Annotated in this window: 23 protein-coding genes; 11 read left to right on the plus strand and 12 right to left on the minus strand. The window is 62.4% G+C overall.

Going from position 1 to position 23,276, the window contains the following annotated elements:
- Positions 1-45: 45 nt before the first annotated feature.
- Genes GM655_RS08660 through dxs form a run of 3 tightly spaced genes read left to right on the plus strand, consistent with a single transcriptional unit; the run spans position 46 to position 3,068 of the window.
- Positions 46-309, plus strand: coding sequence for an exodeoxyribonuclease VII small subunit (locus GM655_RS08660; protein WP_155434283.1), 264 nt, complete (start codon positions 46-48; stop codon positions 307-309).
- The gene (locus GM655_RS08665) at positions 306-1,196 is read left to right on the plus strand and encodes a polyprenyl synthetase family protein (RefSeq protein WP_155434284.1); all 891 of its coding nucleotides are present in this window, start codon (positions 306-308) and stop codon (positions 1,194-1,196) included. The genes GM655_RS08660 and GM655_RS08665 overlap by 4 nt, the downstream gene beginning before the upstream one ends.
- Positions 1,197-3,068, plus strand: a complete 1,872-nt coding sequence (dxs, locus tag GM655_RS08670; protein WP_155434285.1) for a 1-deoxy-D-xylulose-5-phosphate synthase — start codon at positions 1,197-1,199, stop codon at positions 3,066-3,068.
- Between the two features lie 106 nt (positions 3,069-3,174).
- Here the strand turns inward: dxs and GM655_RS08675 are convergent, their stop codons facing one another.
- Complete coding sequence (locus tag GM655_RS08675; protein ID WP_155434286.1) at positions 3,175-3,732, minus strand: cob(I)yrinic acid a,c-diamide adenosyltransferase; 558 nt, start codon at positions 3,730-3,732, stop codon at positions 3,175-3,177.
- A gap of 134 nt (positions 3,733-3,866) precedes the next feature.
- Between GM655_RS08675 and GM655_RS08680 the strand changes: the two genes are divergently transcribed.
- From GM655_RS08680 to glcF, 3 genes are read left to right on the plus strand one after another with little or no spacing between them, the layout of a single operon-like run.
- A complete protein-coding gene (locus tag GM655_RS08680) occupies positions 3,867-5,384 on the plus strand; it encodes an FAD-linked oxidase C-terminal domain-containing protein (RefSeq protein ID WP_229632477.1) in 1,518 nt (505 codons plus the stop codon).
- A 15-nt stretch (positions 5,385-5,399) separates the two neighbouring features.
- Positions 5,400-6,539 (plus strand): glycolate oxidase subunit GlcE, encoded by a 1,140-nt coding sequence (glcE, locus tag GM655_RS08685; RefSeq protein WP_155434287.1) that lies wholly within the window; start codon positions 5,400-5,402, stop codon positions 6,537-6,539.
- Positions 6,540-6,546: 7 nt separating this feature from the next.
- Positions 6,547-7,767 carry a glycolate oxidase subunit GlcF gene (gene glcF / locus GM655_RS08690; protein ID WP_155434288.1) on the plus strand — a complete coding sequence of 407 codons (1,221 nt, stop codon included), beginning with the start codon at positions 6,547-6,549 and terminating at the stop codon, positions 7,765-7,767.
- Here glcF and GM655_RS08695 read toward each other — a convergent pair.
- The 4 genes from GM655_RS08695 to GM655_RS08710 are packed head-to-tail and all read right to left on the minus strand — an operon-like array spanning position 7,764 to position 13,040.
- Positions 7,764-10,313, minus strand: a complete 2,550-nt coding sequence (locus tag GM655_RS08695; protein WP_229632478.1) for an EAL domain-containing protein — start codon at positions 10,311-10,313, stop codon at positions 7,764-7,766. The two genes, glcF and GM655_RS08695, sit on opposite strands and share 4 nt — an antisense overlap.
- 35 nt (positions 10,314-10,348) lie before the next feature.
- Positions 10,349-10,834 (minus strand): glutathione peroxidase, encoded by a 486-nt coding sequence (locus GM655_RS08700; protein ID WP_155434289.1) that lies wholly within the window; start codon positions 10,832-10,834, stop codon positions 10,349-10,351.
- Positions 10,834-11,970, minus strand: coding sequence for a PilT/PilU family type 4a pilus ATPase (locus GM655_RS08705; protein WP_155434290.1), 1,137 nt, complete (start codon positions 11,968-11,970; stop codon positions 10,834-10,836). The genes GM655_RS08700 and GM655_RS08705 overlap by 1 nt, the downstream gene beginning before the upstream one ends.
- Positions 11,971-11,996: 26 nt before the next feature.
- Positions 11,997-13,040 (minus strand): type IV pilus twitching motility protein PilT, encoded by a 1,044-nt coding sequence (locus tag GM655_RS08710; RefSeq protein ID WP_155434291.1) that lies wholly within the window; start codon positions 13,038-13,040, stop codon positions 11,997-11,999.
- A 73-nt stretch (positions 13,041-13,113) separates the two neighbouring features.
- Between GM655_RS08710 and GM655_RS08715 the strand changes: the two genes are divergently transcribed.
- A complete protein-coding gene (locus GM655_RS08715; RefSeq protein WP_155434292.1) occupies positions 13,114-13,818 on the plus strand; it encodes a YggS family pyridoxal phosphate-dependent enzyme in 705 nt (234 codons plus the stop codon).
- 20 nt (positions 13,819-13,838) lie between these two features.
- The gene (proC, locus tag GM655_RS08720) at positions 13,839-14,669 is read left to right on the plus strand and encodes a pyrroline-5-carboxylate reductase (RefSeq protein ID WP_155434293.1); all 831 of its coding nucleotides are present in this window, start codon (positions 13,839-13,841) and stop codon (positions 14,667-14,669) included.
- Between the two features lie 70 nt (positions 14,670-14,739).
- Here proC and GM655_RS08725 read toward each other — a convergent pair whose 3' ends face one another.
- Together GM655_RS08725 and GM655_RS08730 are read right to left on the minus strand one after the other, a co-directional pair.
- The gene (locus tag GM655_RS08725; protein ID WP_229632520.1) at positions 14,740-15,906 is read right to left on the minus strand and encodes an SO2930 family diheme c-type cytochrome; all 1,167 of its coding nucleotides are present in this window, start codon (positions 15,904-15,906) and stop codon (positions 14,740-14,742) included.
- A complete protein-coding gene (locus GM655_RS08730) occupies positions 15,906-17,165 on the minus strand; it encodes a parallel beta-helix domain-containing protein (protein ID WP_155434294.1) in 1,260 nt (419 codons plus the stop codon). The genes GM655_RS08725 and GM655_RS08730 overlap by 1 nt, the downstream gene beginning before the upstream one ends.
- A 150-nt stretch (positions 17,166-17,315) precedes the next feature.
- Here GM655_RS08730 and GM655_RS08735 point away from each other — a divergent pair, with 150 nt between their 5' ends.
- Entirely contained in the window at positions 17,316-17,615 is a 300-nt protein-coding gene (locus GM655_RS08735) for a high-potential iron-sulfur protein (RefSeq protein WP_155434295.1), read from the plus strand.
- Positions 17,616-17,705: 90 nt separating this feature from the next.
- Here the strand turns inward: GM655_RS08735 and GM655_RS08740 are convergent, their stop codons facing one another.
- From GM655_RS08740 to GM655_RS08750, 3 genes are all read right to left on the minus strand, one after another.
- Positions 17,706-18,059, minus strand: coding sequence for an ElaB/YgaM/YqjD family protein (locus GM655_RS08740; protein ID WP_155434296.1), 354 nt, complete (start codon positions 18,057-18,059; stop codon positions 17,706-17,708).
- A gap of 141 nt (positions 18,060-18,200) precedes the next feature.
- Entirely contained in the window at positions 18,201-19,055 is an 855-nt protein-coding gene (ubiA, locus tag GM655_RS08745) for a 4-hydroxybenzoate octaprenyltransferase (protein ID WP_155434297.1), read from the minus strand.
- A 60-nt stretch (positions 19,056-19,115) separates the two neighbouring features.
- Positions 19,116-20,051, minus strand: coding sequence for a hydrogen peroxide-inducible genes activator (locus GM655_RS08750; protein WP_155434298.1), 936 nt, complete (start codon positions 20,049-20,051; stop codon positions 19,116-19,118).
- A gap of 104 nt (positions 20,052-20,155) precedes the next feature.
- Between GM655_RS08750 and GM655_RS08755 the strand changes: the two genes are divergently transcribed.
- The gene (locus GM655_RS08755; RefSeq protein ID WP_155434299.1) at positions 20,156-21,352 is read left to right on the plus strand and encodes a PilT/PilU family type 4a pilus ATPase; all 1,197 of its coding nucleotides are present in this window, start codon (positions 20,156-20,158) and stop codon (positions 21,350-21,352) included.
- A 49-nt stretch (positions 21,353-21,401) separates the two neighbouring features.
- Positions 21,402-21,884 carry a D-glycero-beta-D-manno-heptose 1-phosphate adenylyltransferase gene (gene rfaE2, locus GM655_RS08760; RefSeq protein WP_155434300.1) on the plus strand — a complete coding sequence of 161 codons (483 nt, stop codon included), beginning with the start codon at positions 21,402-21,404 and terminating at the stop codon, positions 21,882-21,884.
- A gap of 19 nt (positions 21,885-21,903) precedes the next feature.
- Here the strand turns inward: rfaE2 and trmL are convergent, their stop codons facing one another.
- A complete protein-coding gene (gene trmL / locus GM655_RS08765; protein ID WP_371866757.1) occupies positions 21,904-22,374 on the minus strand; it encodes a tRNA (uridine(34)/cytosine(34)/5-carboxymethylaminomethyluridine(34)-2'-O)-methyltransferase TrmL in 471 nt (156 codons plus the stop codon).
- A gap of 20 nt (positions 22,375-22,394) precedes the next feature.
- Positions 22,395-23,258 (minus strand): ComF family protein, encoded by an 864-nt coding sequence (locus tag GM655_RS08770; RefSeq protein ID WP_155434302.1) that lies wholly within the window; start codon positions 23,256-23,258, stop codon positions 22,395-22,397.
- Positions 23,259-23,276 lie beyond the last annotated feature (18 nt).

Below are 23,276 nucleotides of genomic sequence, written 5' to 3' on the forward strand. Positions count from 1 at the left end.
GCTACACTGCGCGGGCATGTGTATTGCCATACAACTTGAGTAACTATGTCTAAGAAATCAACTGCCGCTGGCGCAGGTCCGGACCCGGTCCCGGCCTCGTTCGAAGACGCCATGGCCGAACTGGCGCAACTGGTAGCCCAGATGGAAGGCGGCCAGCTGCCGCTGGAAGGCTCGGTGGCCGCCTACGCACGCGGCTCGACGCTGGTGCAGTTCTGCGCTGCGCAGCTGGAAAAAGTGGAAGCTCAGGTCAAAATTCTGGAAGGCGACATGCTCAAACCATTCGCACCGGGCGGGGAGGCGGAACAATGACGGCCGCTTTCGACGACTGGATGAAAACCGTACAAGCCGGATCGGAACTTGATCTAGCCGGCTTTTTACCTGCCGCCACGGTGGTGCCGACCAAGCTGCACGAAGCCATGCGCTATGCGCTGCTCGGTGGCGGCAAGCGCGTGCGCCCGCTGCTGGTGTACGCGGCCGGCGCCCTGTTCGATGCCGAAGCGCAGGCCCTGAGCCGCGCTGCGGCCGCAGTGGAAATGATCCACGCCTATTCGCTGGTGCACGACGACATGCCCTGCATGGACGATGATGAACTGCGCCGTGGCAAACCGACCGTGCACGTGGCCTATGACGACGCCACCGCGCTGCTGGTAGGCGACGCGCTGCAATCGCAGGCCTTCATGGTGCTGGCCGAAGCAACCACGCTGCCGCCGGCGCGCCAGATGGCCATGCTGCGCGTGCTGGCCCATGCTTCCGGCTCGGCCGGCATGTGCGGCGGCCAGGCTATTGACCTCGATAGCGTGGGTCTGAGCCTGACCTTGGCCCAACTGGAACAGATGCACCAGCTGAAAACCGGCGCGCTGCTGCGCGCTTCGGTGGTGCTCGGTGCGCTGGCCGGCAAGGAACTGGACGCAGCCGAACTGCAGGCGCTGAACGACTACGCGCGTGCCATCGGTCTGGCCTTCCAGGTGGTGGATGATGTGCTCGACGCGACGGCCGATTCGGCCACGCTGGGCAAAACGGCTGGCAAGGATGCCGCCGACAACAAGCCGACTTATGTCTCGATACTGGGTCTGGAACCGTCACGGGCACTGGCGGAAAAATTGCGGCTCGATGCGCATGCAGCGCTCGCGCCGTTCGGAGATAAAGCTTTGCGGTTACGCGAACTCGCGGATCTGATCGTACAGCGGAAGGCATAAATGGACTTGCTAGCAACTATAAATTCGCCGGCGGATGTGCGCAAACTGGCGCGCACCCAGCTGACGCCACTGGCGCACGAACTGCGCGCCTACCTGCTCGATTCGGTGTCGAAAACGGGCGGCCACCTGTCGTCCAATCTGGGCACAGTGGAACTGACGGTGGCACTGCATTACGTGTTTAACACGCCCTACGACCGCATCGTGTGGGACGTGGGCCACCAGACTTATTCGCACAAAATCCTCACCGGACGGCGCGAGCGCATGCACACGCTGCGCCAGCTCGGCGGCATTTCCGGCTTCCCCAAGCGCGACGAAAGCGAATACGACACCTTCGGCACGGCGCACTCGTCAACTTCGATTTCGGCCGCACTGGGCATGGCGCAGGCAGCCAAGATCAAGGGCGAAAACCGTCACGCCATCGCCGTGATCGGCGACGGCTCGATGACGGCCGGTATGGCCTTCGAAGCGCTGAATAACGCCGGTGTGCAGGAAGACCTGAATCTGCTGGTGATCCTGAACGACAACGATATGTCGATCTCGCCGCCCGTGGGCGCGCTGAACCGCTATCTGGCCCGCCTGATGTCGGGGCAGTTCTACGCGGCGGCCAAGAACGTGGGTAAATCGGTATTGCCTGCCCCTGTGCTGGAACTGGCCAAGCGCCTCGAAGAGCATGCCAAAGGCATGGTAGTACCGGCCACCATGTTCGAAGAATTCGGCTTCAACTACATCGGCCCTATCGACGGCCATGATCTGGAATCGCTGATTCCTACGCTGCAGAATATCCGCCACCTGAAAGGCCCGCAGTTCCTGCACGTGGTGACCAAAAAAGGCCAGGGCTACAAGCTGGCCGAAGCCGAGCCGATTCTGTACCACGGAACGGGCAAGTTCAATCCGGCCGAAGGCATCAAGCCGCCTACCGCGCCTAGCAAACTGACCTACACGGAAGTATTCGGCAACTGGCTGTGCGACATGGCCGCTGCCGACAAGAAGCTGGTCGGCATCACGCCGGCCATGCGCGAAGGCTCGGGCATGGTGCGCTTCGATCAGGAATATCCGGACCGCTATTTCGACGTCGGCATCGCCGAGCAGCACGCGGTGACGTTTGGCGCCGGTCTGGCCTGCGAAGGCCTGAAGCCCGTCGTGGCGATCTACTCCACCTTCCTGCAGCGCGGCTACGACCAGCTGATCCACGACGTGGCCCTGCAGAATCTGGACGTGACCTTTGCGCTGGACCGTGCCGGTCTGGTAGGTGCCGACGGTGCCACCCACGCCGGTAACTACGATCTGGCCTATCTGCGCTGCATCCCTAACATGGTGGTGATGGCACCATCGGACGAAAACGAATGCCGCCAGATGCTGACCACGGGCTACCATTACCAGGGCCCGGCAGCGATCCGTTACCCGCGCGGTGCCGGCATCGGTGCAGCGGTAGAAAAAGCGCTGACCACGCTGGAAATTGGCAAAGGCGAAATCAAGCGCCGCGGCCAGAAGATCGCCATCCTCGCCTTTGGCTCGATGGTGGCACCGGCCATGGCAGCGGGCGAAGCCTTGGACGCGACGGTCGCAAATATGCGCTTCGTCAAGCCGCTGGACGTAGAGCTGGTGCGCCAGCTCGCGGCCGAACACGATTATCTGGTAACGGTGGAAGAGGGCTGCATCATGGGTGGTGCCGGTGCGGCCGTGGCCGAAGCACTGGCTGCCGAAGGCATCGTCAAGCCGCTGCAGATGCTGGGCCTGCCGGACCAGTTCATCGACCATGGCGATCCGGCCAAGCTGCTGGCCAGCGTGGGCCTTGATGGCGCCGGTATCACGGCATCCATCCGCCAGCGCAGTGCTGCCGTCGAGCCGCGTCTGGTGGTCAATAACGGCTAAGGCGGCCCTGCCGCATTAGTTCGGGGTCAGGTCGGGCATTGGCGCAGAGTCCGCTATTTTGATAGCGAGCTCTGCGCCAATGCCCGACCTGACCCCGTTTTTATTTTCAGGCTTTGCGGCGGCGTTCGTGCTGCCACAGCACATCGCTGCCGCCCGCATGGCGGTTCAGTACGCGGGCAAGTACGAACAGCAGATCGGACAGGCGGTTGACGTACTGGCGCGGGTGTTCATGGATGGTTTCGGCCTTGCCCAGCGTGACGATGGCGCGTTCGGCGCGGCGGCACACGGTGCGGCAGACGTGGGCCTGCGAGGCCGCACGCGAACCGGCCGGCAGGATGAATTCCGTCAGTGCGGGCAGGGTGGCGTTGTATTTGGACAGATGCTCATCGAGACGCAGCACGTGGTCTTCGGTAATCATTTGGTAGCCGGGGATGCATAGCTCGCCACCGAGATCAAACAGATCATGCTGGATGGTGACCAGTTCTTCGCGCAGCTCGGCCGGCATGTCTTCGCACAGCAGCAGGCCCAGATGGGAATTGAGTTCGTCGACTTCGCCTATGGCCTGTATGCGCACGCTATCCTTGTCGGTGCGGCTGCCGTCGCCTAGGCCGGTGGTGCCGCCGTCGCCCGTGCGGGTGGCGATTTTAGAAAGTCGGTTACCCATGTCATTTCCTTGTGTTGGAGGTTAGCGCCCGAAGAATACAACAGTTTGCGCTTGTATTTCACCGGCGGGCCGGATCGACCCCACATTTGTGCTTACAATTCTGTTCTGATCCCGTGCTTTCAGGTGCCCGCTCCATGAACACAGCCACCCCAGTCACCACAGTTACAGCGGCCGCGGCCTCGCCGGCTGCGCTTTCCGCCCGCCGCGTCCAGTTGGCCGCCGCCTTGCTACAGGTGCTGCCGCCCGGTGCCATCCTGTCCGACCCCGAAGATACCCGTCCCTACGAGTGCGACGGTCTGGCCGCCTACCGCCAGATGCCGCTGATCGTGGTGCTGCCCGATAGCGAGGCGCAGATCGTGGCCGTGCTCAAGCTGTGCCACGAACTGCAGGTGCCCATCGTACCGCGTGGCGCCGGCACGGGGCTGTCCGGTGGCGCCATGCCGATCGCGGACGGGGTAGTGCTATCTACGGCGCGCCTCAACCGCATCCTGCGCATGGATGCCTATTCGCGTACGGCCGTGGTGCAGCCCGGCGTGCGCAATCTGGCGATTTCCGATGCAGCGGCCCAGCATGGGCTGTACTACGCGCCCGATCCCTCCTCGCAGATCGCCTGCACCATAGGCGGCAATGTGGCGGAGAACTCGGGCGGGGTGCACTGCCTGAAATACGGCCTGACCGTGCACAACGTGCTGCGCGTGCGCATGGTGACGATAGAAGGCGAGGTGGTGGAACTGGGCAGCGAAGCGCTCGATGCGGCAGGGCTGGATCTGCTGTCCGTATTCATAGGCTCGGAAGGCATGCTCGGTATCGTCACCGAAGTGACGGTAAAACTGGTGCCCAAGCCGGCCTGCGCACGCGTCATCATGGCCTCGTTCAACGAGGTGGTGGCAGGCTGCAATGCCGTCGCTGCGCTGATCGCGGCCGGCATTATTCCGGCCGGGCTGGAAATGATGGACCAGACTTCCTCGCGCATGGTGGAGCCTTTCGTGCATGCCGGTTATGACACCGAAGCGGCCGCCATCCTGCTGTGCGAAGCCGATGGCACGGCCGAGGAAGTGGAAGAAGAAATCGCGCGCATGTCGGCCGTGCTGCAGCAGGCCGGTGCCAGTGCGATTGCTGTGTCGCAGTCGGAAGTGGAACGGATGAAGTTCTGGTCCGGCCGCAAGAATGCCTTCCCGGCAGCCGGGCGCATATCGCCCGACTACTACTGCATGGATGGCACCATCCCGCGCAAGCGACTGGGGCAGGTACTGGAAGGCATCGCGCAGATGGAAGTGAAGTACGGCCTGCGCTGCGCCAATGTGTTCCATGCGGGAGATGGCAATCTGCACCCGCTCATCCTGTTCAACGCGAACATTCCTGACGAATTCGAACGGGCCGAAGCGTTTGGCGCCGAGATACTGGCGCTGTGCGTGGAAGTGGGGGGCACCATCACCGGCGAGCACGGGGTGGGCATAGAGAAGATCAATTCCATGTGCGCGCAGTTCGCGCCGGCCGAGTTGGAAGCCTTCTTCGGCGTCAAGCGCGCGTTCGATCCGGCGCGGCTGCTCAATCCTGACAAGGCGATACCGACGCTGAACCGCTGTGCGGAATTCGGCAAGATGCGCGTCAGCGGCGGCAAGCTGCCGTTTGCCTATCTGCCGCGCTTCTGAGGAGGCCTGACGAATATGACGACAGTAGACAAGGCTATACCGGACGCAGCGAGCGCCGCGGGCACTGCGGCGAGTGGCGCAACGCCGGCGCATGACTATGCCGCCATTGCCGCGCAATTTGCCGAGCGTATCCGCGCGGCCAGTGCCGCCGGTACGCCGCTCTGCCTGCGCGGCAGCGGCAGCAAGGACTGGTATGGTCAGCCGCCGCAAGGCGAAGTGCTCGATACCCGCGCTTATGCGGGTGTAGTGTCCTACGAACCGACGGAACTGGTCATCACCGTACGCTGCGGCACGCCGCTGGCCGAGATCGAAGCGCTGCTGGCCGAACACCAGCAGATGCTGGCGTTCGAGCCGCCCCGCTTTGGCGCAGGTTCGACCATAGGCGGCGTCGTGGCCAGTGCGCTGTCCGGTCCGCGCCGTGCCAGTGCGGGCGCCGTGCGTGATTTCGTGCTGGGTGCTGTGCTGATGGACGGGCAGGGCACCATGCTGCGTTTTGGCGGGCAGGTGATGAAAAACGTGGCCGGTTATGATGTGTCGCGCTTGCTGGCCGGATCGCTCGGTACGCTGGGCCTGATCCTTGAAGTCTCGCTCAAGGTGCTGCCGCTGCCGCTGTGCGAAACCAGCTTGCGTTTTGATCTGAGCGAGATCGACGCGCTGCGCCGCCTGAATGAATGGGCCGGCCAGCCTTTGCCGATTTCGGCCAGTTGCTGGTATCAGGGCGTGCTGGCAGTGCGCCTGTCCGGTGCGCGGGCTGCCGTGGCGGCAGCGCAGCAGCGCATGGGCGGCGCGCCGCTCGAACATGCCGACGCATTCTGGACCGCACTGCGCGACCAGACCCACCCGCACTTCAGCGCTGGCTGTTTGTGGCGGCTGTCGCTGCCCTCTGCGGCCAGTGCCGTGATCCTCGGCGGTGAACAGCTGATCGAATGGAGCGGGGCACAGCGCTGGCTGAAAACGGCGGCATGCGACGAAGCGCAGGAGGAAGCGATACGCCGCACGGTAGCCGCTGCCGGCGGCCATGCCACGCTGTACCGCAGCGAGCATAAGCCTGTCAGCGTATTCCATCCGCTCAGCGCGCCGCTGATGCGCATCCATGAACGGCTGAAAGCATCGTTTGATCCGGCCGGTATCTTCAACCCCGGCCGCATGTACTGAGAGCGCCATGCAGACTAATCTCGCTGACTTCATCCGCAACACCCGCGAAGGCGAAGAGGCCGATGCCATCCTGCGCGCCTGCGTGCACTGCGGCTTCTGCACGGCCACCTGTCCTACCTATCAGCTACTCGGTGATGAACTCGATGGCCCGCGCGGCCGCATCTACCTGATCAAGCAGGTGCTGGAAGGTGCACCGATCACGGCCAAAACTCAGCAGCATCTGGACCGCTGCCTGACGTGCCGCAATTGCGAGACCACCTGCCCGTCCGGCGTGAAATACAGCCGTCTGGTCGATATCGGCCGCAAGGTGGTGGAGCAGCGCGTGCAGCGGCCTTTCATGCAGCGCATGCAGCGCTTGCTGGTACGCGAAGGGGTGTCGCGCAAGGCCGTGTTTGGCGCGGCGCTGGCGGCAGGCCGGCTGGTCAAGCCGCTGCTGTCGCCGGCCATGCAGGATAAGCTGCCGGCGCGGCAGCCTGCCGGGGTCTGGCCTGCACGCAGCCATGCGCGCAAGATGCTGGTGCTGGACGGTTGTGCCCAGCCAGCTATGGCGCCCAACATCAACGCCGCCACGGCGCGCGTGCTCGATGCGCTGGGCGTGCAGCTGCTGGTGGCGCCCCGTGCCGGCTGCTGCGGTGCTTTGCGCCACCACCTCAACGAGCATGAAGCAGCGCTCGACGATATGCGGCGCAATGTCGATGCATGGTGGCCCATGCTGCAGGATGGGACGGTGGAAGCCATCGTGATGACGGCGTCTGGCTGCGGTGCCACCGTCAAGGATTATGGCCACTTGTTGGCGCATGATGCGGCTTATGCTGCCAAGGCGCAGCAGGTAGCAGCCGCCACGCGCGACCTGAGCGAGGTGCTGGCGGAATTCGAAGCGGAACTGGCGCTGCGTACGCGGCTGAACGAACGGGTGGCCTACCACCCGCCATGCACGCTGCAGCACGGCCAGCAGATACGCGGCAAGGTAGAAGCGATACTGCGTGCGGTCGGGGTGGATGTGGTGCTGTGCGCCGACAGCCATCTGTGCTGCGGCTCGGCCGGCAGCTATTCGCTGCTGCAGCCGGAACTCTCGCGCCAGCTGCGTGACCGCAAGCTGGCCAGTCTGGCCGATACGGGCGCCAGCACGATCGTCTCGGCCAATGTGGGCTGTAGCGCCCACTTGCAGACGGGTACTCAAACGCCCGTCATGCACTGGATAGAATTGCTGGAGCGGGCGCTGAACTAGCTTTGCTGCAAGGCTGGAATCTGGCTCGTGCCCAGCGCATGTTCGTGGTGCAGATTGACGATGGGCGGTAGTTGCGCAGCGGCCTGCCACACATCGGCGCTGCCGAAGTTGTCCACCCATGGCTGCACTTCGCTGGCCGGCATGGGACGCGCGATACCGTAGCCCTGTACCAGATCGCAGCCGAGGCGCATCAGCATGGCGCCGTGTTCTATTGTCTCCACGCCTTCGGCGATCACGCCCAATCCGAAGGAACGGGCCAGCCCGATCACGGCGCTGACCAGATGCAGGTCGTCGCGGTCCACCAGCATATTGCGCACAAAGCTCTGGTCTATCTTCAGCACATCGGCCGGCAGCCGCTTGAGGTAGGACATGGACGAATAGCCGGTGCCGAAATCATCGAGCGCAAAGCTGATGCCCAGCGCCTGACAGTCCAGCATGATGTTGCGTACATGGGCCATATCGCTGAGGGCAGACGACTCCAGTATCTCCAGTTCCAGCATATGGGCCGGCACGTCGGGGTATTCGGCCAGTATGGTTTTCAGCTTGGGCACGAAGTCGGGACGCTGGAAATGGCGCGCCGCGATGTTCACGCTGACCACCCACTCGGCGTCGTAGCTGCGCCACTGCTGCAACTGGCGCAGCGCTTCGCGCAGCACCCATTCGCCGATATCGACGATCACATCGCTATGCTCGACGATGGGCAGGAATTCCATCGGTCCGACGATGCCGCGCTCCGGATGGGCCCAGCGTACCAGCGCTTCCATGCCGATGATGCGGCCTTTGCGCATATCGAGCTTGGGCTGGTAGTACAGCCGCAGTTCGCCCGCGCGCACGGCGGCGCGTACTTCGGTGCGGCGGTTGTGGTGGGTACGTACCTGCTCGTCCAGATCGGCATCGAAGAAGTGGGCGCGGTTGCGGCCCGTGATCTTGGCCTGATACAGCGCCTGGTCGGCCTGGCGCAGCAGGCTGTCGGCACTGACTTCGCTGCCGCCATAGATGGTCACGCCGGCACTGGCCGACATGCTGACCTGCTGGCCATTGCACAGATAGGGGCGCGACAGTTCGGCCAGCAGGCGTTCCAGTGCCTGTTCGGTGGCCAGCCTATCATCGAGCTGGGGCAGCAGCATGACGAATTCGTCGCCGCCCAGACGGGCCACATAATGGCGCGGGCCGGCAAAGTCATGCAGCCGGCTGGCTGCCTGTTTCAGCACTTCGTCGCCGATGTGCTGGCCCAGCGTATCGTTGACCTGCTGGAAGCGGTCCAGATCGAACAGGCAGACGGCCAGCGGGTAGTGTTCTTCGCGAGCGTGGAAGACTTCCTGCTCGAAGCGGGTGGTCAGGGCCGTGCGGTTGGGCAGGCCGGTCAGCACGTCATGGCTGCTCTGCCACGAAATCTGCTGCATGAGCTGGCGCCGTTCCGTCACGTCGCGGAACACCAGTATGGCACCCTGGATCTCGTCCGCGCCCGAGCGGATGGCATTGGCCGTGTATTCCACCGTGTAGAGCTGGCCGTTGCGGTTGCGCATGCTCTGGTTGCCCACCTTGATGACGGAGCTGCCCGCGTAGATGGCGGCCATGGATTTGAGCAGCGAATGCTGGCCGAAGTTATTCGCCAGCACAAACACCTGATGCAGCTCCATGCCGCGCGCGTGTTCCTGCTGCCAGCCCGTGAGCTGCTGCGCCATCACGTTGATGCTGGCGATGCGGCCTGACAGGTCGGTGGTGATCACCGCATCGCCGATCGAGGCCAGCGTGACTTCGATGCGTTCCTTCTCTGTCTGCAGCGTGGCCTGTACCTGCAGGGTCTGGGTTAGCTGGGCACTGAGCTGGCTCTGGCTTTGCTGCAGCTTGTGCACCAGCGACTGCATGCGCTGGGCCATGTTGTTAAAGCTGATGGCCAGCGTGCGCGCTTCCAGCGTGCCGCTGACAGGCAGGCGCACGCCGTAGTCGCCATCCTGAAAACGCGCCGTGCCATCCGTTACGCGGCGCAGCATGCGCGTGTTGGCGTAGATGAGCAGGCCGAGCAGGGTGTAGATGATGATGATGTTTCCGGTCGTGATGACGGCCTGCTGGCGCAGCGTACGCCACACCTGTGTCAGCGGCAGGGTAGGAACAAAGCTCAGTACCAGCTTGGCATTGCCCAAATCGAGCGTGCGCTGCTGCGGCGTGATGCCGCCCAGGCGGGCAAACCAGGCCGGATATTCGGCCAGCGTGGGCTGGCTGCGCAGCGCCTCCAGATGGCCGCCCGGATAATCGAGGTGGGCGGCGGCCAGATCGGCCTCCAGCAGCATGGCGCTGGCCAGCGTGTTATCGAGCGCGGCACGGTCGCGTACTTGCAGCGATGGCAGCAGCGCCTTGTGCATATAGGTGACCAGATCGCCTGCATCGCGCTGGTAGCGCTGGTTGGCATACTCGGTCTCGTTGCCGTACAACATAGAGTAGCGCACGCTGAGCGCAATCACGATAATGATGAAAACGGGGATGAACATGCGCGCGTACATCCCCGTGCGCATCCAGCGCGACTGTATTTTTTCGAACAGCGTCATGGGCGCCGGTTTTCCTCGTGTGGTGGCATGGCGACTTATTCTGCGAGCAGGGCTTCGATGTCGGTGATTAGCTGTTCCGGTGTGGTGCTGGGCGCATAGCGCTTGTAGACCCGACCATCTTTACGCACGAGGAATTTGGTGAAGTTCCATTTGATGGCCTGCGTGCCGAGGATGCCGGGGGCGTCTTTTTTGAGCCGCTGGAACAGCGGGTGGGCCTGATCGCCGTTCACGTCGATCTTGGCAAACAGCGGGAAGCTCACGCCGTAATTCTTTTCGCAGAAGGCGCCGATTTCGTCGGCCTGTCCCGGCTCCTGCTGGCCGAACTGGTTGCACGGGAAGCCGAGTACCGTCACGCCGCGCTGCTTGAACTGCTGGTAGACCGCCTCCAGCCCTTTGTACTGCGGTGTAAAGCCGCACTGGCTGGCCGTGTTGACGATCAGCAGAACCTGACCGCGGTATTGCTCCAGACTGGCCGGGGTGCCGGCCAGCGTATCGGCGCTGTAGTCGAAAATAGTAGTCATCAGATGATGCCCAGATGTTCGGTACCTGCGCTCAGGTCACGGTTACGTGCCGTCTTGCTTTCCAGTTTGATGGCGAGGCGCAGGTCGTTGACGGAATCGGCATTGCGCAGCGCATCTTCGTAGCTGATCAGCTCCGCCTCGTGCAGATCGAATAGCGACTGGTCGAACGTCTGCATGCCCAGTTCGCGCGATTTTTTCATCAGTTCCTTGATGTCGTGGATCTGGCCTTTGAAGATCAGGTCCGAAATCAGCGGAGAATTGAGCAGAATTTCGATGGCGACTACGCGGCCCGCGCCTTCCTTGCGCGGAATCAGGCGCTGCGACACCATGCCTTTCAGGTTCAGCGACAAATCCATCAGCAGTTGCTGGCGGCGTTCTTCGGGGAAGAAGTTGATGATGCGGTCGAGTGCCTGATTGGCGCTGTTGGCGTGCAGCGTGGCCAGACACAGGTGGCCCGTTTCGGCAAACGCGATCGCGTGGTCCATGGTTTCGCGGTCGCGGATTTCGCCGATCTGGATCACGTCGGGCGCCTGCCGTAGCGAATTTTTCAGCGCCACTTCCCAGTCTTCCGTATCGACGCCCACCTCGCGCTGGGTGACGATGCAGTTGCGGTGCGGGTGCACGTATTCGACCGGGTCTTCGATGGTGATGATGTGGCCGTAGCTGTTTTCATTGCGGTGGCCCACCATGGCCGCCAGCGTGGTCGATTTGCCGGAACCGGTGGCGCCCACCATGATGACCAGACCGCGCTTGGCCATCACGATATCTTTGAGCACAGGCGGCAGGCCCAGGCTTTCCAGCTGGGGGATTTCCGTGTTAATCGTGCGCAGCACCATGGCCACGGAACCCATCTGCACCAGAGCGGAAACGCGGAAGCGGCCCAGATCGCCGGGACTGATGGCGAAGTTGGCTTCCTTGGTCAGCTCGAACGTCGCGGCCTGCTTGTCGTTCATGATGGAGCGGGCCAGATCGGTGGTGTGCGCGGCCGTCAGCGCCTGCGCCGAGACGGGCGTGAGCTTGCCGTCGATCTTGATGGCAGGCGGGAAGCCGGCCGTGATGAACAGGTCCGAACCCTTCTTGCTGGTCATCAGGCGCAACAGGTCGAACATGAATTTAGAGGCCTGATCGCGTTCCATGGTGCGTCCTGTCCTAGTGTGGAGAATTAACCGGGGAAGTTATCGGGCGACTTGGCCGCGCTGCGTGCCGCCGCCGCGCTGATCACATTACGTCGCACCAGATCGCTGAGGTTCTGGTCCAGCGTCTGCATGCCGACATTGCTGCCGGTCTGGATGGCGGAATACATCTGCGCTACCTTGGCTTCGCGGATCAGGTTACGGATGGCCGGAGTGGCCACCATGATCTCGTGCGCCGCCACGCGGCCACTGCCATCCTTGGTTTTCAGCAGGGTCTGGGAAATCACTGCCTGCAGCGATTCCGACAGCATGGCACGGACCATTTCCTTTTCGTCGGCCGGGAACACGTCGACGATACGATCGATAGTCTTGGCGGCCGAAGAGGTGTGCAGCGTACCGAATACCAGGTGGCCCGTCTCGGCGGCCGACAGGGCCAGACGGATGGTTTCCAGATCGCGCATCTCGCCGATCAGAATCGCATCGGGGTCTTCGCGCAGGGCCGAGCGCAGCGCGTTATTGAACGACAGCGTGTGCGGGCCCACTTCGCGCTGGTTGATCAGGCACTTCTTCGATTCGTGCACGAATTCGATCGGGTCTTCGATGGTCAGAATATGGCCATACTCGTTTTCGTTGAGATGGTTGACCATGGCGGCCAGCGTGGTGGATTTACCGGAACCGGTTGGCCCCGTCACCAGCACCAGACCGCGCGGCTTGAGCGAGAAGTCGGCGAAGATCTTGGGCGCGTTGAGTTCTTCCAGCGTCAGGATCTTGGACGGGATGGTACGCAACACAGCAGAAGCGCCGCGCTCCTGATTGTAGGCATTCACGCGGAAACGGGCCAGACCGGGAATCGAGAACGAGAAATCGCACTCGAGCATTTCCTCGTAAGCCTTGCGCTGGGCATCGTTCATGATGTCATAGATCATGCTGTGCACGTCTTTGTGTTCCAGCGGCGGCAGATTGATGCGGCGCACGTCGCCGTGCACCCGTATCATGGGCGGCAAACCGGCCGAAAGGTGCAGGTCCGAGGCCTTGTTCTTGACGGAGAATGCGAGTAGCTCGGTGATGTCCATTTATAATTCCTGTGCCTGACATGGTGGAGCGTCTTCATGACGCTTGCCGGTTTACAACCTTTATCTACTGATTATGTCTCTGATTCCCCAGAACTTGCAAGCGATCGCCACCACAATTGTTGCCGCAGCACAAGAATCCGGTCGACCTGCCGAATCCGTGCAACTACTGGCCGTGTCCAAGACCTTTGGTGCTGACGCCGTGCTGGAAGCGGTGGCAGCCGGGCAGCGCGCATTTGGCGAGAATTATCTGCAGGAAGGGGTGGACAAGATCAAGGCTGTGCAGGATGCCGGCGCGCCCAAACTGGAATGGCATTTCATCGGTCCTATCCAGAGCAACAAGACGCGGCCTATCGCCGAGCATTTCGACTGGGTACACACGGTGGAGCGCGAAAAAATCGCCCTGCGCCTGTCCGAGCAGCGTCCGGCCGGACTGGCACCGCTGCAGATCTGTTTGCAGGTAAATATCAGCGGGGAGGCCAGCAAAAGCGGCGTGACCCCGCAAGAACTTTCAGCGCTGGCCCACAAGGTTGCCGCGCTACCCAATCTGACCTTGCGTGGCCTGATGGCGATCCCTGAGCCGGTCGAGGACTATGCCCAGCAGCGTGCGGCGTTTGCCGCGCTGCGGGCGCTGTACCAGCAGTTGCGCGCCGAAGGACTGGCACTCGATACCCTGTCGATGGGCATGTCGGCCGATCTGCGCGCCGCCATCGTGGAAGGGGCCACCATCGTGCGGGTGGGCAGCGCCATTTTCGGTTCACGAAATTATCACAAGGCTTGAGTAGGTCGAATATGACAAGTATGAAAATAGCATTTATCGGCGGCGGCAATATGGCCTCTGCCCTGATCGCGGGGCTGGCCAACAAACTGACGGCCGGTGCACATATCCATGTGGCCGACCCGAGTGCAGAAGCGCTGGTGCGGCTGCAGCAGCAGTTCGGGGTGACGACGGCGGAGCAGGCCGATGCCGTCGCTGCTGCGGCCGACGTCATAGTGCTGGCAGTGAAGCCGCAAGCCATGCGCGCCGTCGCAGCCCAGTTGCTGCCTTTGCTGCAGGCCGTGCCTGAGCGCCAGCCGCTGATCGTATCGATTGCGGCCGGCATCCGTGGCGCCGATCTGTCGCGCTGGCTGGGCGGCTATGGCCCCATCGTGCGCTGCATGCCGAATACGCCCGCGCTGATCGGCATGGGCATCACTGGCATGGTGGCTACGGCCGGTGTGAGCGCTGCGCAGAAGCAGGCGGCCGACGATATTCTGCGTGCCGTCGGTCCTACCGTGTGGCTCGACGATGAAGCCCAGATCGATGCAGTGACGGCAGTTTCCGGCAGCGGCCCGGCCTATGTGTTCTACTTCATCGAAGCGATGCAGCAGGCGGCGCAGGAAATGGGTCTCAGTGCCGAGCAGGGTAAGCAACTGGCCATGGCCACCTTTACGGGCGCAGCGCAACTGGCGCAGCAGTCGGACGAACCGGTAACGCTGCTGCGTGAACGCGTGACCTCCAAAGGCGGCACCACCTATGCCGCGCTGACCAGTATGGAAGCGGCGGGCGTGAAGCCGGCGATTATTCAGGCGATGAAGGCGGCCGCAGCACGCGGCAAGGAAATGGGCGACGAACTGGGCGCCGCCAGCTAGCAAATATCCCGAGTGCCGCCGCGCGGCAGCGCAGCAGCGCAGCCGGGCGGCGCGGCACACGGCCTTAGGCTCAGCGCTGGTCGCAGCCCTGTTTCATCGCAGCGATCCACTCCTTGATCAGCGCCACGCCTTCGCGGTGCACCGAGCCGCGCCCGAGTTCCGGCATCATCACGCCTGTCTCCGCGCTGTTCAGGCGATACACCATGATCGAATCATCTGGCTTGCCCGGATAGATGCCGAACGTATGCCCGCCCGTACCGGCGCCTGCCGCCACAGGTGGCTTGCACAGACCCAGATGCAGATTGGCCGGTGCGCCCATATTCAGATGCAGTGCCGTGGTATTCGCTGCGCCCTTGTCGTTATGGCAGTGGGCGCAGTTGATGTCGAGGTAGGCGCGCGCACGCGCATCAAGCGGCTGGCTGCTGTCGCGCCAGTTGGCGTTGCGCGGCACAGTCTTGGCGGGATCTTGCGGCAGGCCTGTCAGGTAGCCCATCTTGGCCAGATAGGCCAACTGGTTGCTGCTCACACCATCGTAGCTATAGTCGCGGTTCATATGGCGCGCTTTCGGGCCTATGGGCTGGAACTGGCGCGATTTGATGTCGGCCACGTGGCAGGCCGCGCACTGGTTCACGTTCGGCACCACATAGGTGAGCGGCTTGCGGGTTTGGTCTTCGTGCAGCACTTCGACGGGGATCTGCTCGCCCGTGCGCGCCAGTACGGCGTCAGTCTGATCGGCATTCCACACATAGGGCAGGGCAATCCAGCCATCGGCGCGGCGTACCAGCAAGCGGGTTTCCACCAGCCGCACATGGGCCAGATCGAGCCGGTCGCCGCCACTGCGGCTGCTATCGTAAGTGGCCAGTACGGCTTTGCCGCCGCCGGCTTCTTTCGGATAGTAGAAGGTCTTGCTGATGATGGTGCCGACCGGGAAGTTGAATGTGTTCTCGGCGTCATAGGTCGCGCTCACGCCTTTCGGCATCCAGATGGTGCGCAGCTTCTGGGCGTAGTCGGTGAACAGCGGCGTGTTCAGATCATAAGGCACTACGCCAGCGTTGAGATTCAGCCGGCCGCTATTGACGGCCATCAGGTGCCAGTCACTGAGCTTGGCCGGATTGCCCTCGGTGATGAAGCTCACTTCAGGCTGGCTGCGCGTGCAGCCGCTCAACACCAGCGCGGCACCGGCGGCCATGGCCAACAGCGCCGTCGCAACGGCGCCCTGTTTCCACTGCCACCGCATCACGATTGCGCCGCCAGCTGGGTAATCGAGACGGCCGGCAGTTTGGCCAGTTCGCAGCGGAACGGTGCACTATCCTTGCTGGGGTTCTTGTATTTGTTGGGGCCATCGGCGTTGAGCACTTCCGCATCGTTCTGGATGCAGATGCGCTGCTCGGCCGGCAACTGGCCTTTGACCAGCAGCTTGGTATCCACATAGCCATCCCACAGCACATCGGGCAGATGGCCGCTCAGGCCATACATGGCGATCTTCAGGGCTTTGAGGTCCAGCCCATCCGGCGAATCGCCGCCGCCTTTGAAGCGGTTGCCGTACACGTAGATGGCTTTCGGATACGGGTCGTAATTGCTGGCCACACCTTTTTCCGTGAAGTAGCCGGTCGAGTGGTAGCTGGAGATGATCACGTTGGCCGTCTGGTTGTCCGTCACGTCATTATCGAAAATCTCCACTTTGGAATTGGAGTTGATGACGATGCCGGAACCGGCCGGCACGCTGGCCACGGCCGTGCCACGTGCAGCGAAGTTGCCCAGATTGTTCTTGTCCACCTTGTTCTTGAACACGCGCGTGCTATGGCCGGGCTGCGACAGGTTGGGCATGTTGAATACCAGGATGCCGCCCGTGTTATTGGTGGCCACGTTGTCGTACACGTCGGCATTTACGGTGTTTTCGATTTCGATGCCGGCCACATTCTGCTCGGCGCGCGAGCGGCGTACCACTACGCCGTTCGACTGGCCCACATAGATGCCGGCGTCCGATGCGGCGATGGCCACGCAGTCTTCGATCAGCACATTGCGCGTCTTGACGGGGTAGATGCCGTAAGCGCCATTGGTGACTTTGGAGCCGCCCGTCCACTGTACTTTGACTTTGCGGATGGTGATGTTGTCGCCGTCATTGATTTTCAGGCCGTCGCCCTTGGAGTCTTCGATGGTCAGGCCTTCGATGGTGAAGTTGCTGGCGTACACCAGCATGCCTTCGGGACCAGCCACCTGATCCTTGAACGAGAGGATAGTCTTGTCCATGCCGGCGCCCCGTATGGTCACGCCGTTGGCGCGCAAGGTCAGGCCGCTGGTCAGGTGATAACTGCCGGCAGGAATGTCGATCACGCTGCCGGGCTTGGCATCAAGCAACTGTTCCTGTAATTTCTTCTGGAATGCCGCATCGGCGCTGACCTTGTCGGCGCTCGGCGGCGCTTCAGATTTGCTGCAGGCGACCAGCGCTGCACTGACGGCGCCACAGATGGCGAGTGCGCGTAAAGCCTTAACCATATCATCCCCTCGTTGTTGGTTTTGTTTGATATTTAAAGCAATGCCAGCCGAGTATAGAGCATGTCTAAGGGTCAACGTTGTATCATTTCACATCACGCTGTGGCGTGGCTACGACAGAATGAAACTAGTGTAAGCCTGGGAGGGGGAGACATGACAAGCCGACGGATATTCATGCTGGGTAGCTGCGCGGCGGCGCTGGCGGCCCTGGCCACGCGGAGCGCACTGGCCGAGGATCGCCAGCCTTTGCAGGAGGACGAACCACAGGCGCGCGAGTTCAGCTACGTGAACAATGCGAGCAAAGTCGATCCGAAAAAATTCCCCGACTTCAAACCGGGTGACCGCTGCAGCAAATGCCAGATCTATGAAGACGGCCCGGACGAGATGGGCGGCTGCCCGCTGTTCCCCAAGCGTCTAGTGGCAGCGGCGGGCTGGTGCACGTCCTTCGGCTGATGAATACAGGCGGGGTCAGGTCGGGCATTGGCGCTGAGTCTGCTAAGCCCAAAGCGAGCTCTGCGCCAATGCCCGACCTGACCCCGTATTTTATTTGCGGGCGATGAGCAGGCCGACGATGACGCCTAGCGCGGCACCGAGGCTGACTGATTTCCACGGATTTTCGTGCACATAGGCGCCGGCCGACTGGGCCGCGCTGCGGCCGCGCTCCTGCAGGCTGTGCTGCAGCTGCTGCAAGTCTTTGCGCGCCGTGCTCAGGGTTTCGTGAAACTGGGTCTGGGCGGGCGTGGGCGCCTTGCTGGGCTCTTTGTCCTTGTCGTCCTGCAGCCAGCCTTCGGCGGCGCCTATGGCGGTTTTCAGTTCGCTCATCAGGCGATCGCGCGCATCGCTGCTGGCGGCTTTGCTTTCGGCTATGTCTTTACCATTTTGCTGGGTATGTTCCATGCTGTCCTCACTCTAGATGGGCCTGTACCGGGCCGCGAGTTACGAATGTAGCCTGAGCACGCGGGTGTTGGCGCGCGTTTGCCTGTGTGCAAAGTGTCGTGCTGGCGCCGTTGCGAGCGGCCAGCACGGCGGCGCGTGCGGCTAGCGCAGCGCGTAATCGAGCAGCACGCCGGCAAACACGGCCGCGCCGAGCCAGTTGTTGTGACGGAAGGCGTAGAAGCAGGCGTCGCGCTCGCGCGTGCGGATCAGCGTGTAGTGGTAGGCGGCGATACCGCCAGCCACTACGATGCCGCCCAGATAGTACAAGCCCATGTTCAGCATCTTGCCGCACACTAGCAGCAGGCCCAGATGGGCTGCGTAGCACAGCATGATGGCGGCTACGTCGTACTGGCCGAAGGTGATGGCGGACGTCTTGATGCCTATCTTCAGATCGTCGTCGCGATCGACCATGGCGTAGGCCGTGTCATAGGCCACGGCCCAGAACACATTGCCCAGCAACAGCAGCCAGGCCACGGGCGGCACGCTGTTCTGGATGGCGGCAAACGCCATCGGCATGCCGAAGCCGAAGGCAATGCCCAGATAGGCTTGCGGGATGGCGAAGAAGCGCTTGAAGTAGGGGTAGCTGGCGGCGATGATCACGGCGGCCACGGATAGCTGCTTGGTCAGAGTATTCAGCGGCAGGATCAGGCAGAACGACAGGATGGCCAGCAGGCCGGCGATGGCCAGCGCTTCCTTGCCGCTGATGCGGCCACTGGTGATGGGCCGTTCGGCCGTGCGCTTGACGTATTTGTCGAAATCCTGATCGGCGTAGTCGTTGATGGCGCAGCCGGCCGAGCGCATCAGCAGGGTGCCGAGCGAGAAGATCAGCACCAGCACGGGATCGGGGTGGCCGTTCGAAGCCATCCACAGTGCGCACAGGGTAGGCCAGAGCAGCAGCAACGTGCCTATGGGTTTATCGAGTCGGACCAGACGGTAATAGAGTGCCAGCTTGTTCATCGTGTGCGTTACAGGATGGGAAAGTAGCGATTATCGCAAATCCTGAGCGCTTGCGCTGCCTCAGTCGCTGCCGCTGACGGGGGTAATGCCGGGCAGGTTGCAGCCGGCCACCACTGCGCAGACGGCGTCGATCGCGGCTTTGCGGGTAAAGCTCTTGCGCCAGACGATGACCACGCGGCGCGACGGTACGGGCTGGTCGAACGGGCGGAACTGCAGCATGCCGTCCTTGCTTTCCATGTCAGGCACGGACGCGCGCGGCAGCACGGTCAGGCCTATGCCGCTGGCTACCATATGGCGTATGGTTTCCAGCGAAGAGCCTTCAAACGTGCGCTGCATGCCATTGCCCGGCGTGGCATAGCGCGCCATCTCCGGGCAGACTTCCAGCACCTGATCGCGGAAGCAGTGGCCATTTCCCAGCAGCAGCATGTTTTCCGTTTTCAGGTCGTCGGCAGGGATGGTGCGGCGTTTGCACCATGCGTGCTGGGCCGGCATGGCCACCACGAACGGTTCGTCATACAGGGCTTGCACGGCCATGCCGTGTTCGGGCAGCGGCAGCGCCATGATGGCGGCATCGAGCTCGCCCTGACGCAGCATTTCCAGCAGACGTACCGTGAAGTTTTCCTGCAGGATCAGCGGCATCTGCGGCACTTTGTCTATCATGCCTTTGACCAGCGGCGGCAGCAGATAGGGGCCTATGGTGTAGATCACACCCAGACGCAGCGGACCGGCCAGCGGGTCTTTATTCTGTTTGGCCAGTTCCTTGATGGCGGCGGTCTGTTCCAGCACGCGTTCGGCCTGAGCGACGATCTGCGCGCCCAGCGGGGTGACGGAAATTTCCGCGCCGCCCCGTTCGAACAGCACCACGCCCAATTCATCTTCGAGTTTTTTGATGGCGACCGATAAGGTGGGCTGCGCAACGTAACACGCTTCGGCGGCGTGGCCGAAGTGTTTGGCTCGGGCAACTGCTACGATGTATTTCAGTTCGGTCAGAGTCATGCAGGTATTTGAACACAGCCTATGGTGGTATGCAATAAATCTCGACCGATTGTCGCGCCGCCAACTATATAATGTGGGTTGCTCTGAAGCATCGAAAGGCTGATATGACTACCCCGTTTGGTCCGGAAGAGGCGCAAGCCTATCTGCACAAGCTGCTCAAGGTGATGCATCACATGGGCGCTTCCGATCTGTTTATCGCGGCTGATTTTCCGCCCAGCGTGAAAGCGCAGGGGGCGATGAAGCCGCTGAGCCAGCAGAAACTGACGGGCCATGTGACCCGTGCGCTGGCGCTGTCCATCATGAACGAGAAGCAGCAGCGCGAGTTCGAAACCGAGCTCGAATGTAACTTCGCCATCTCGCTGCCCGAGGTGTGCCGCTTCCGCGTCAACGTGTTCGTGCAGCAGCAGAGCGTGGGCATGGTAATCCGTACCATCGCTTCGGAAATCCCCAATTTCGACAAGCTGGCCCTGCCGGAAGTGCTCAAGGATGTGATCATGAGCAAGCGCGGGCTGGTACTGGTGGTGGGCGGCACGGGCTCGGGCAAGTCCACCACGCTGGCCGCCATGATCGATTACCGCAATGCCCATTCGGCCGGCCACATCATCACGGTGGAAGATCCGGTCGAATACGTGCACAAGAACAAGGGCTGTCTGATCACGCACCGCGAAGTGGGCGTCGATACGCTGTCGTGGCATAACGCGCTGAAGAATACATTGCGTCAGGCGCCCGACGTGATTCTGATCGGCGAAATCCGCGATACGGAAACCATGGAGCATGCGATTGCGTTTGCCGAGACGGGCCACCTGTGTCTGGGCACCCTGCATGCGAACAATGCCAACCAGACCATGGACCGCATCATCAACTTCTTCCCCGAAGAGCGGCGCAACCAGTTGCTGATGGATCTGTCGTCGAATCTGCGCGCCATCGTGTCGCAGCGCCTGATCCGCACGGAAGATGGTATGGGGCGCAAAGCGGCCATCGAAATCCTGCTCAACACGCCGACGATAGCCGAGATGATCTTCAAGGGTAACTTCCACGGCATCAAGGAGATCATGCACAAGTCGCGCGAACTCGGTATGTGCACGTTCGACCAGGCGCTGTACGAACTTTATAATAACGGTTACATCGCTTACGAAGAAGCGTTGCGCAATGCCGACTCGGTGAACGGTTTACGCCTGCAGATCAAGCTGCACGGCGGCCGCAAGGAGCCGGCAGAAGGCGCCGCTACGCCGGCTGATACGCTCAGCATGCAGCTCGATGACGAGGCGGCAGAAGGCGATCAGCAAGCAGATAGCAACTAAGTAGCAAATAAGGCAGCACCCGATTCAGTATCACTATAGGAAGTAACCCATGCCACAATTCGAAGAAAAAATCTGCAGCCGCGACCAGCTGGCAGCGCGCGTGGCAGCGCTACCCAAGCCCGTGGTCATGACCAACGGTGTGTTTGACATACTGCATCGCGGCCACGTCACTTATCTGGCACAAGCCCGCGCTCTGGGCGCTTCGCTGGTGGTGGCGGCCAATACCGATGCCTCCGTCAAGCGCCTGGGCAAGGGCGATGACCGCCCGCTCAACAACTGCGCCGACCGCATGGCCGTACTGGCTGCGCTGGAATCGGTCGATCTGGTGGTGGAATTCGATGAAGATACGGCCTTGCAGGCCGTGCTGACGGCGCGTCCGGAAATCTATGCCAAAGGCGGCGATTACCAGATGGACGAAATTCCCGAAGGGCTGGCGGTGCTGGCGTATGGCGGCGAAGCCGTGGCGATCGAATTCGAACACGACCGCTCCACCACCAAATTACTCACCAAAGTGCGCTCGCACAAGCTGTAAGGCTGACACCCTTGCGGTATCAGGCGCCGCCGGCATAGCCGTTCTGGCGCCACGCTTCAAACACCACCACGGCCACCGTGTTCGACAGATTCATGCTGCGGTTTTCGGGCCGCATGGGCAGACGGATGCGCTGGGCCGGAGCAAAACTTTCGCGCAGGGCCGGGTCGAGGCCGCGCGTTTCCGAACCGAATACGAACACATCACCGGGCTGGAAGTTCGCTTGCGCAAACGGCGAGGAGCCGTGCGTGGTCATGGCGAACATGCGTTCCGGCGCCGGCTGCACGGCGGCCAGAAACGCCGCCCAGTCCGGATGTACTTGCATGCGCGCGTATTCGTGGTAATCGAGTCCCGCGCGTTTGAGTTTCGAGTCTTCCAGCGGAAAGCCCAGCGGTTCTATCAGATGCAACTGGGCGCCCGTGTTGGCGCACAGGCGGATCACATTGCCCGTATTCGGTGGAATTTCCGGCTGAACTAAAACGACATGAAACACGTGCTTCTCCTTAATGCAATTCAATGGGGCGGTGTACGGGCGAACACCAGATTACTGATGCGGCTGGCGCCATAGCGCTGCAGCGTGGCCGCAATTTCCTGCAAGGTACTGCCGCTGGTCATCACGTCATCGACGATGCCGATGTGCCGGCCGCGCACCTGCGCCGCGCTTCTGACGGCAAACGCAGCGGCCAGATTGTGCTGGCGCGCGCTGGCCGTGACCAGACTTTGCGGCGCCGTGTCGCGCACGCGCAGCAGCAGTCGTGGTGCCAGTGCGATGCCGAGCTGGCGTGCCAGCGGACGGGCGATTTCCAGCGCCTGATTGTAGCCCCGTTCTGCCAGCCGGCGCGGCCCCAGCGGCACGGGGCACAGCAGTTCGGGCAGGCGGTAGCCAGGCTGGCGCAGCACGGCATCGCGCAACTGCTGTGCCATTAGTCCTGCGTAGGCCAGCCGCTGGCCGAATTTCAGCTGCAGCACGAGCTGGTCGAGCGGCAGCGCATAGTCGCATGCCACCACGGTCCGCGCATAGGCTGGCCGTTGCTGCTGACACTGGCCGCATAGCTGCGGCAGCACCGGTTCTGTCGTGGCCGGTCCGGCCGGCTGGGCCGGCACGGCGTCTGCTGCGTGCAACGCGCTGGCATCCAGCGTTGCGGGTGGCAATTGCGGCAACGGATTGGCGCAGCAGGCGCAGCGCAAGCCGTTGGCGGCAGCGCTGAAAAACTGCGCGCAGCAAGCGGGGCACAGCAGGGCGCCCGCCTCGGCGTCGCCGCACAGGGCACAGGCAGGCGGTAGCAGGGCATCGAGCAGGCGCTGCGCAGTGCGGCGCCCAAAGTTAGCCAGACTGCGCGGCAGGCGCGCTGGTGCTGGCGGTGCAGCGGCAGACATAGCAGCCTCCGGACGCGA

Source organism: Pseudoduganella danionis (assembly GCF_009720775.1).
GTDB classification, from domain to species: Bacteria; Pseudomonadota; Gammaproteobacteria; order Burkholderiales; family Burkholderiaceae_D; genus Rugamonas; species Rugamonas danionis.

Coding starts and splice junctions, on each gene's coding strand:
- GM655_RS08770 (WP_155434302.1), bottom strand. CDS start 23,258: ATGTCTGCCGCTGCACCGCCAGCACCAGCGCGCCTGCCGCGCAGTCTG.
- ubiA (WP_155434297.1), bottom strand. CDS start 19,055: ATGAACAAGCTGGCACTCTATTACCGTCTGGTCCGACTCGATAAACCC.
- dxs (WP_155434285.1), top strand. CDS start 1,197: ATGGACTTGCTAGCAACTATAAATTCGCCGGCGGATGTGCGCAAACTG.
- GM655_RS08750 (WP_155434298.1), bottom strand. CDS start 20,051: ATGACTCTGACCGAACTGAAATACATCGTAGCAGTTGCCCGAGCCAAA.
- GM655_RS08725 (WP_229632520.1), bottom strand. CDS start 15,906: ATGCGGTGGCAGTGGAAACAGGGCGCCGTTGCGACGGCGCTGTTGGCC.
- GM655_RS08680 (WP_229632477.1), top strand. CDS start 3,867: ATGAACACAGCCACCCCAGTCACCACAGTTACAGCGGCCGCGGCCTCG.
- GM655_RS08695 (WP_229632478.1), bottom strand. CDS start 10,313: ATGACGCTGTTCGAAAAAATACAGTCGCGCTGGATGCGCACGGGGATG.
- GM655_RS08710 (WP_155434291.1), bottom strand. CDS start 13,040: ATGGACATCACCGAGCTACTCGCATTCTCCGTCAAGAACAAGGCCTCG.
- GM655_RS08700 (WP_155434289.1), bottom strand. CDS start 10,834: ATGACTACTATTTTCGACTACAGCGCCGATACGCTGGCCGGCACCCCG.
- proC (WP_155434293.1), top strand. CDS start 13,839: ATGAAAATAGCATTTATCGGCGGCGGCAATATGGCCTCTGCCCTGATC.
- GM655_RS08665 (WP_155434284.1), top strand. CDS start 306: ATGACGGCCGCTTTCGACGACTGGATGAAAACCGTACAAGCCGGATCG.
- GM655_RS08715 (WP_155434292.1), top strand. CDS start 13,114: ATGTCTCTGATTCCCCAGAACTTGCAAGCGATCGCCACCACAATTGTT.
- glcF (WP_155434288.1), top strand. CDS start 6,547: ATGCAGACTAATCTCGCTGACTTCATCCGCAACACCCGCGAAGGCGAA.
- rfaE2 (WP_155434300.1), top strand. CDS start 21,402: ATGCCACAATTCGAAGAAAAAATCTGCAGCCGCGACCAGCTGGCAGCG.
- GM655_RS08705 (WP_155434290.1), bottom strand. CDS start 11,970: ATGGAACGCGATCAGGCCTCTAAATTCATGTTCGACCTGTTGCGCCTG.
- GM655_RS08675 (WP_155434286.1), bottom strand. CDS start 3,732: ATGGGTAACCGACTTTCTAAAATCGCCACCCGCACGGGCGACGGCGGC.
- GM655_RS08730 (WP_155434294.1), bottom strand. CDS start 17,165: ATGGTTAAGGCTTTACGCGCACTCGCCATCTGTGGCGCCGTCAGTGCA.
- GM655_RS08755 (WP_155434299.1), top strand. CDS start 20,156: ATGACTACCCCGTTTGGTCCGGAAGAGGCGCAAGCCTATCTGCACAAG.
- GM655_RS08735 (WP_155434295.1), top strand. CDS start 17,316: ATGACAAGCCGACGGATATTCATGCTGGGTAGCTGCGCGGCGGCGCTG.
- GM655_RS08660 (WP_155434283.1), top strand. CDS start 46: ATGTCTAAGAAATCAACTGCCGCTGGCGCAGGTCCGGACCCGGTCCCG.
- glcE (WP_155434287.1), top strand. CDS start 5,400: ATGACGACAGTAGACAAGGCTATACCGGACGCAGCGAGCGCCGCGGGC.
- GM655_RS08740 (WP_155434296.1), bottom strand. CDS start 18,059: ATGGAACATACCCAGCAAAATGGTAAAGACATAGCCGAAAGCAAAGCC.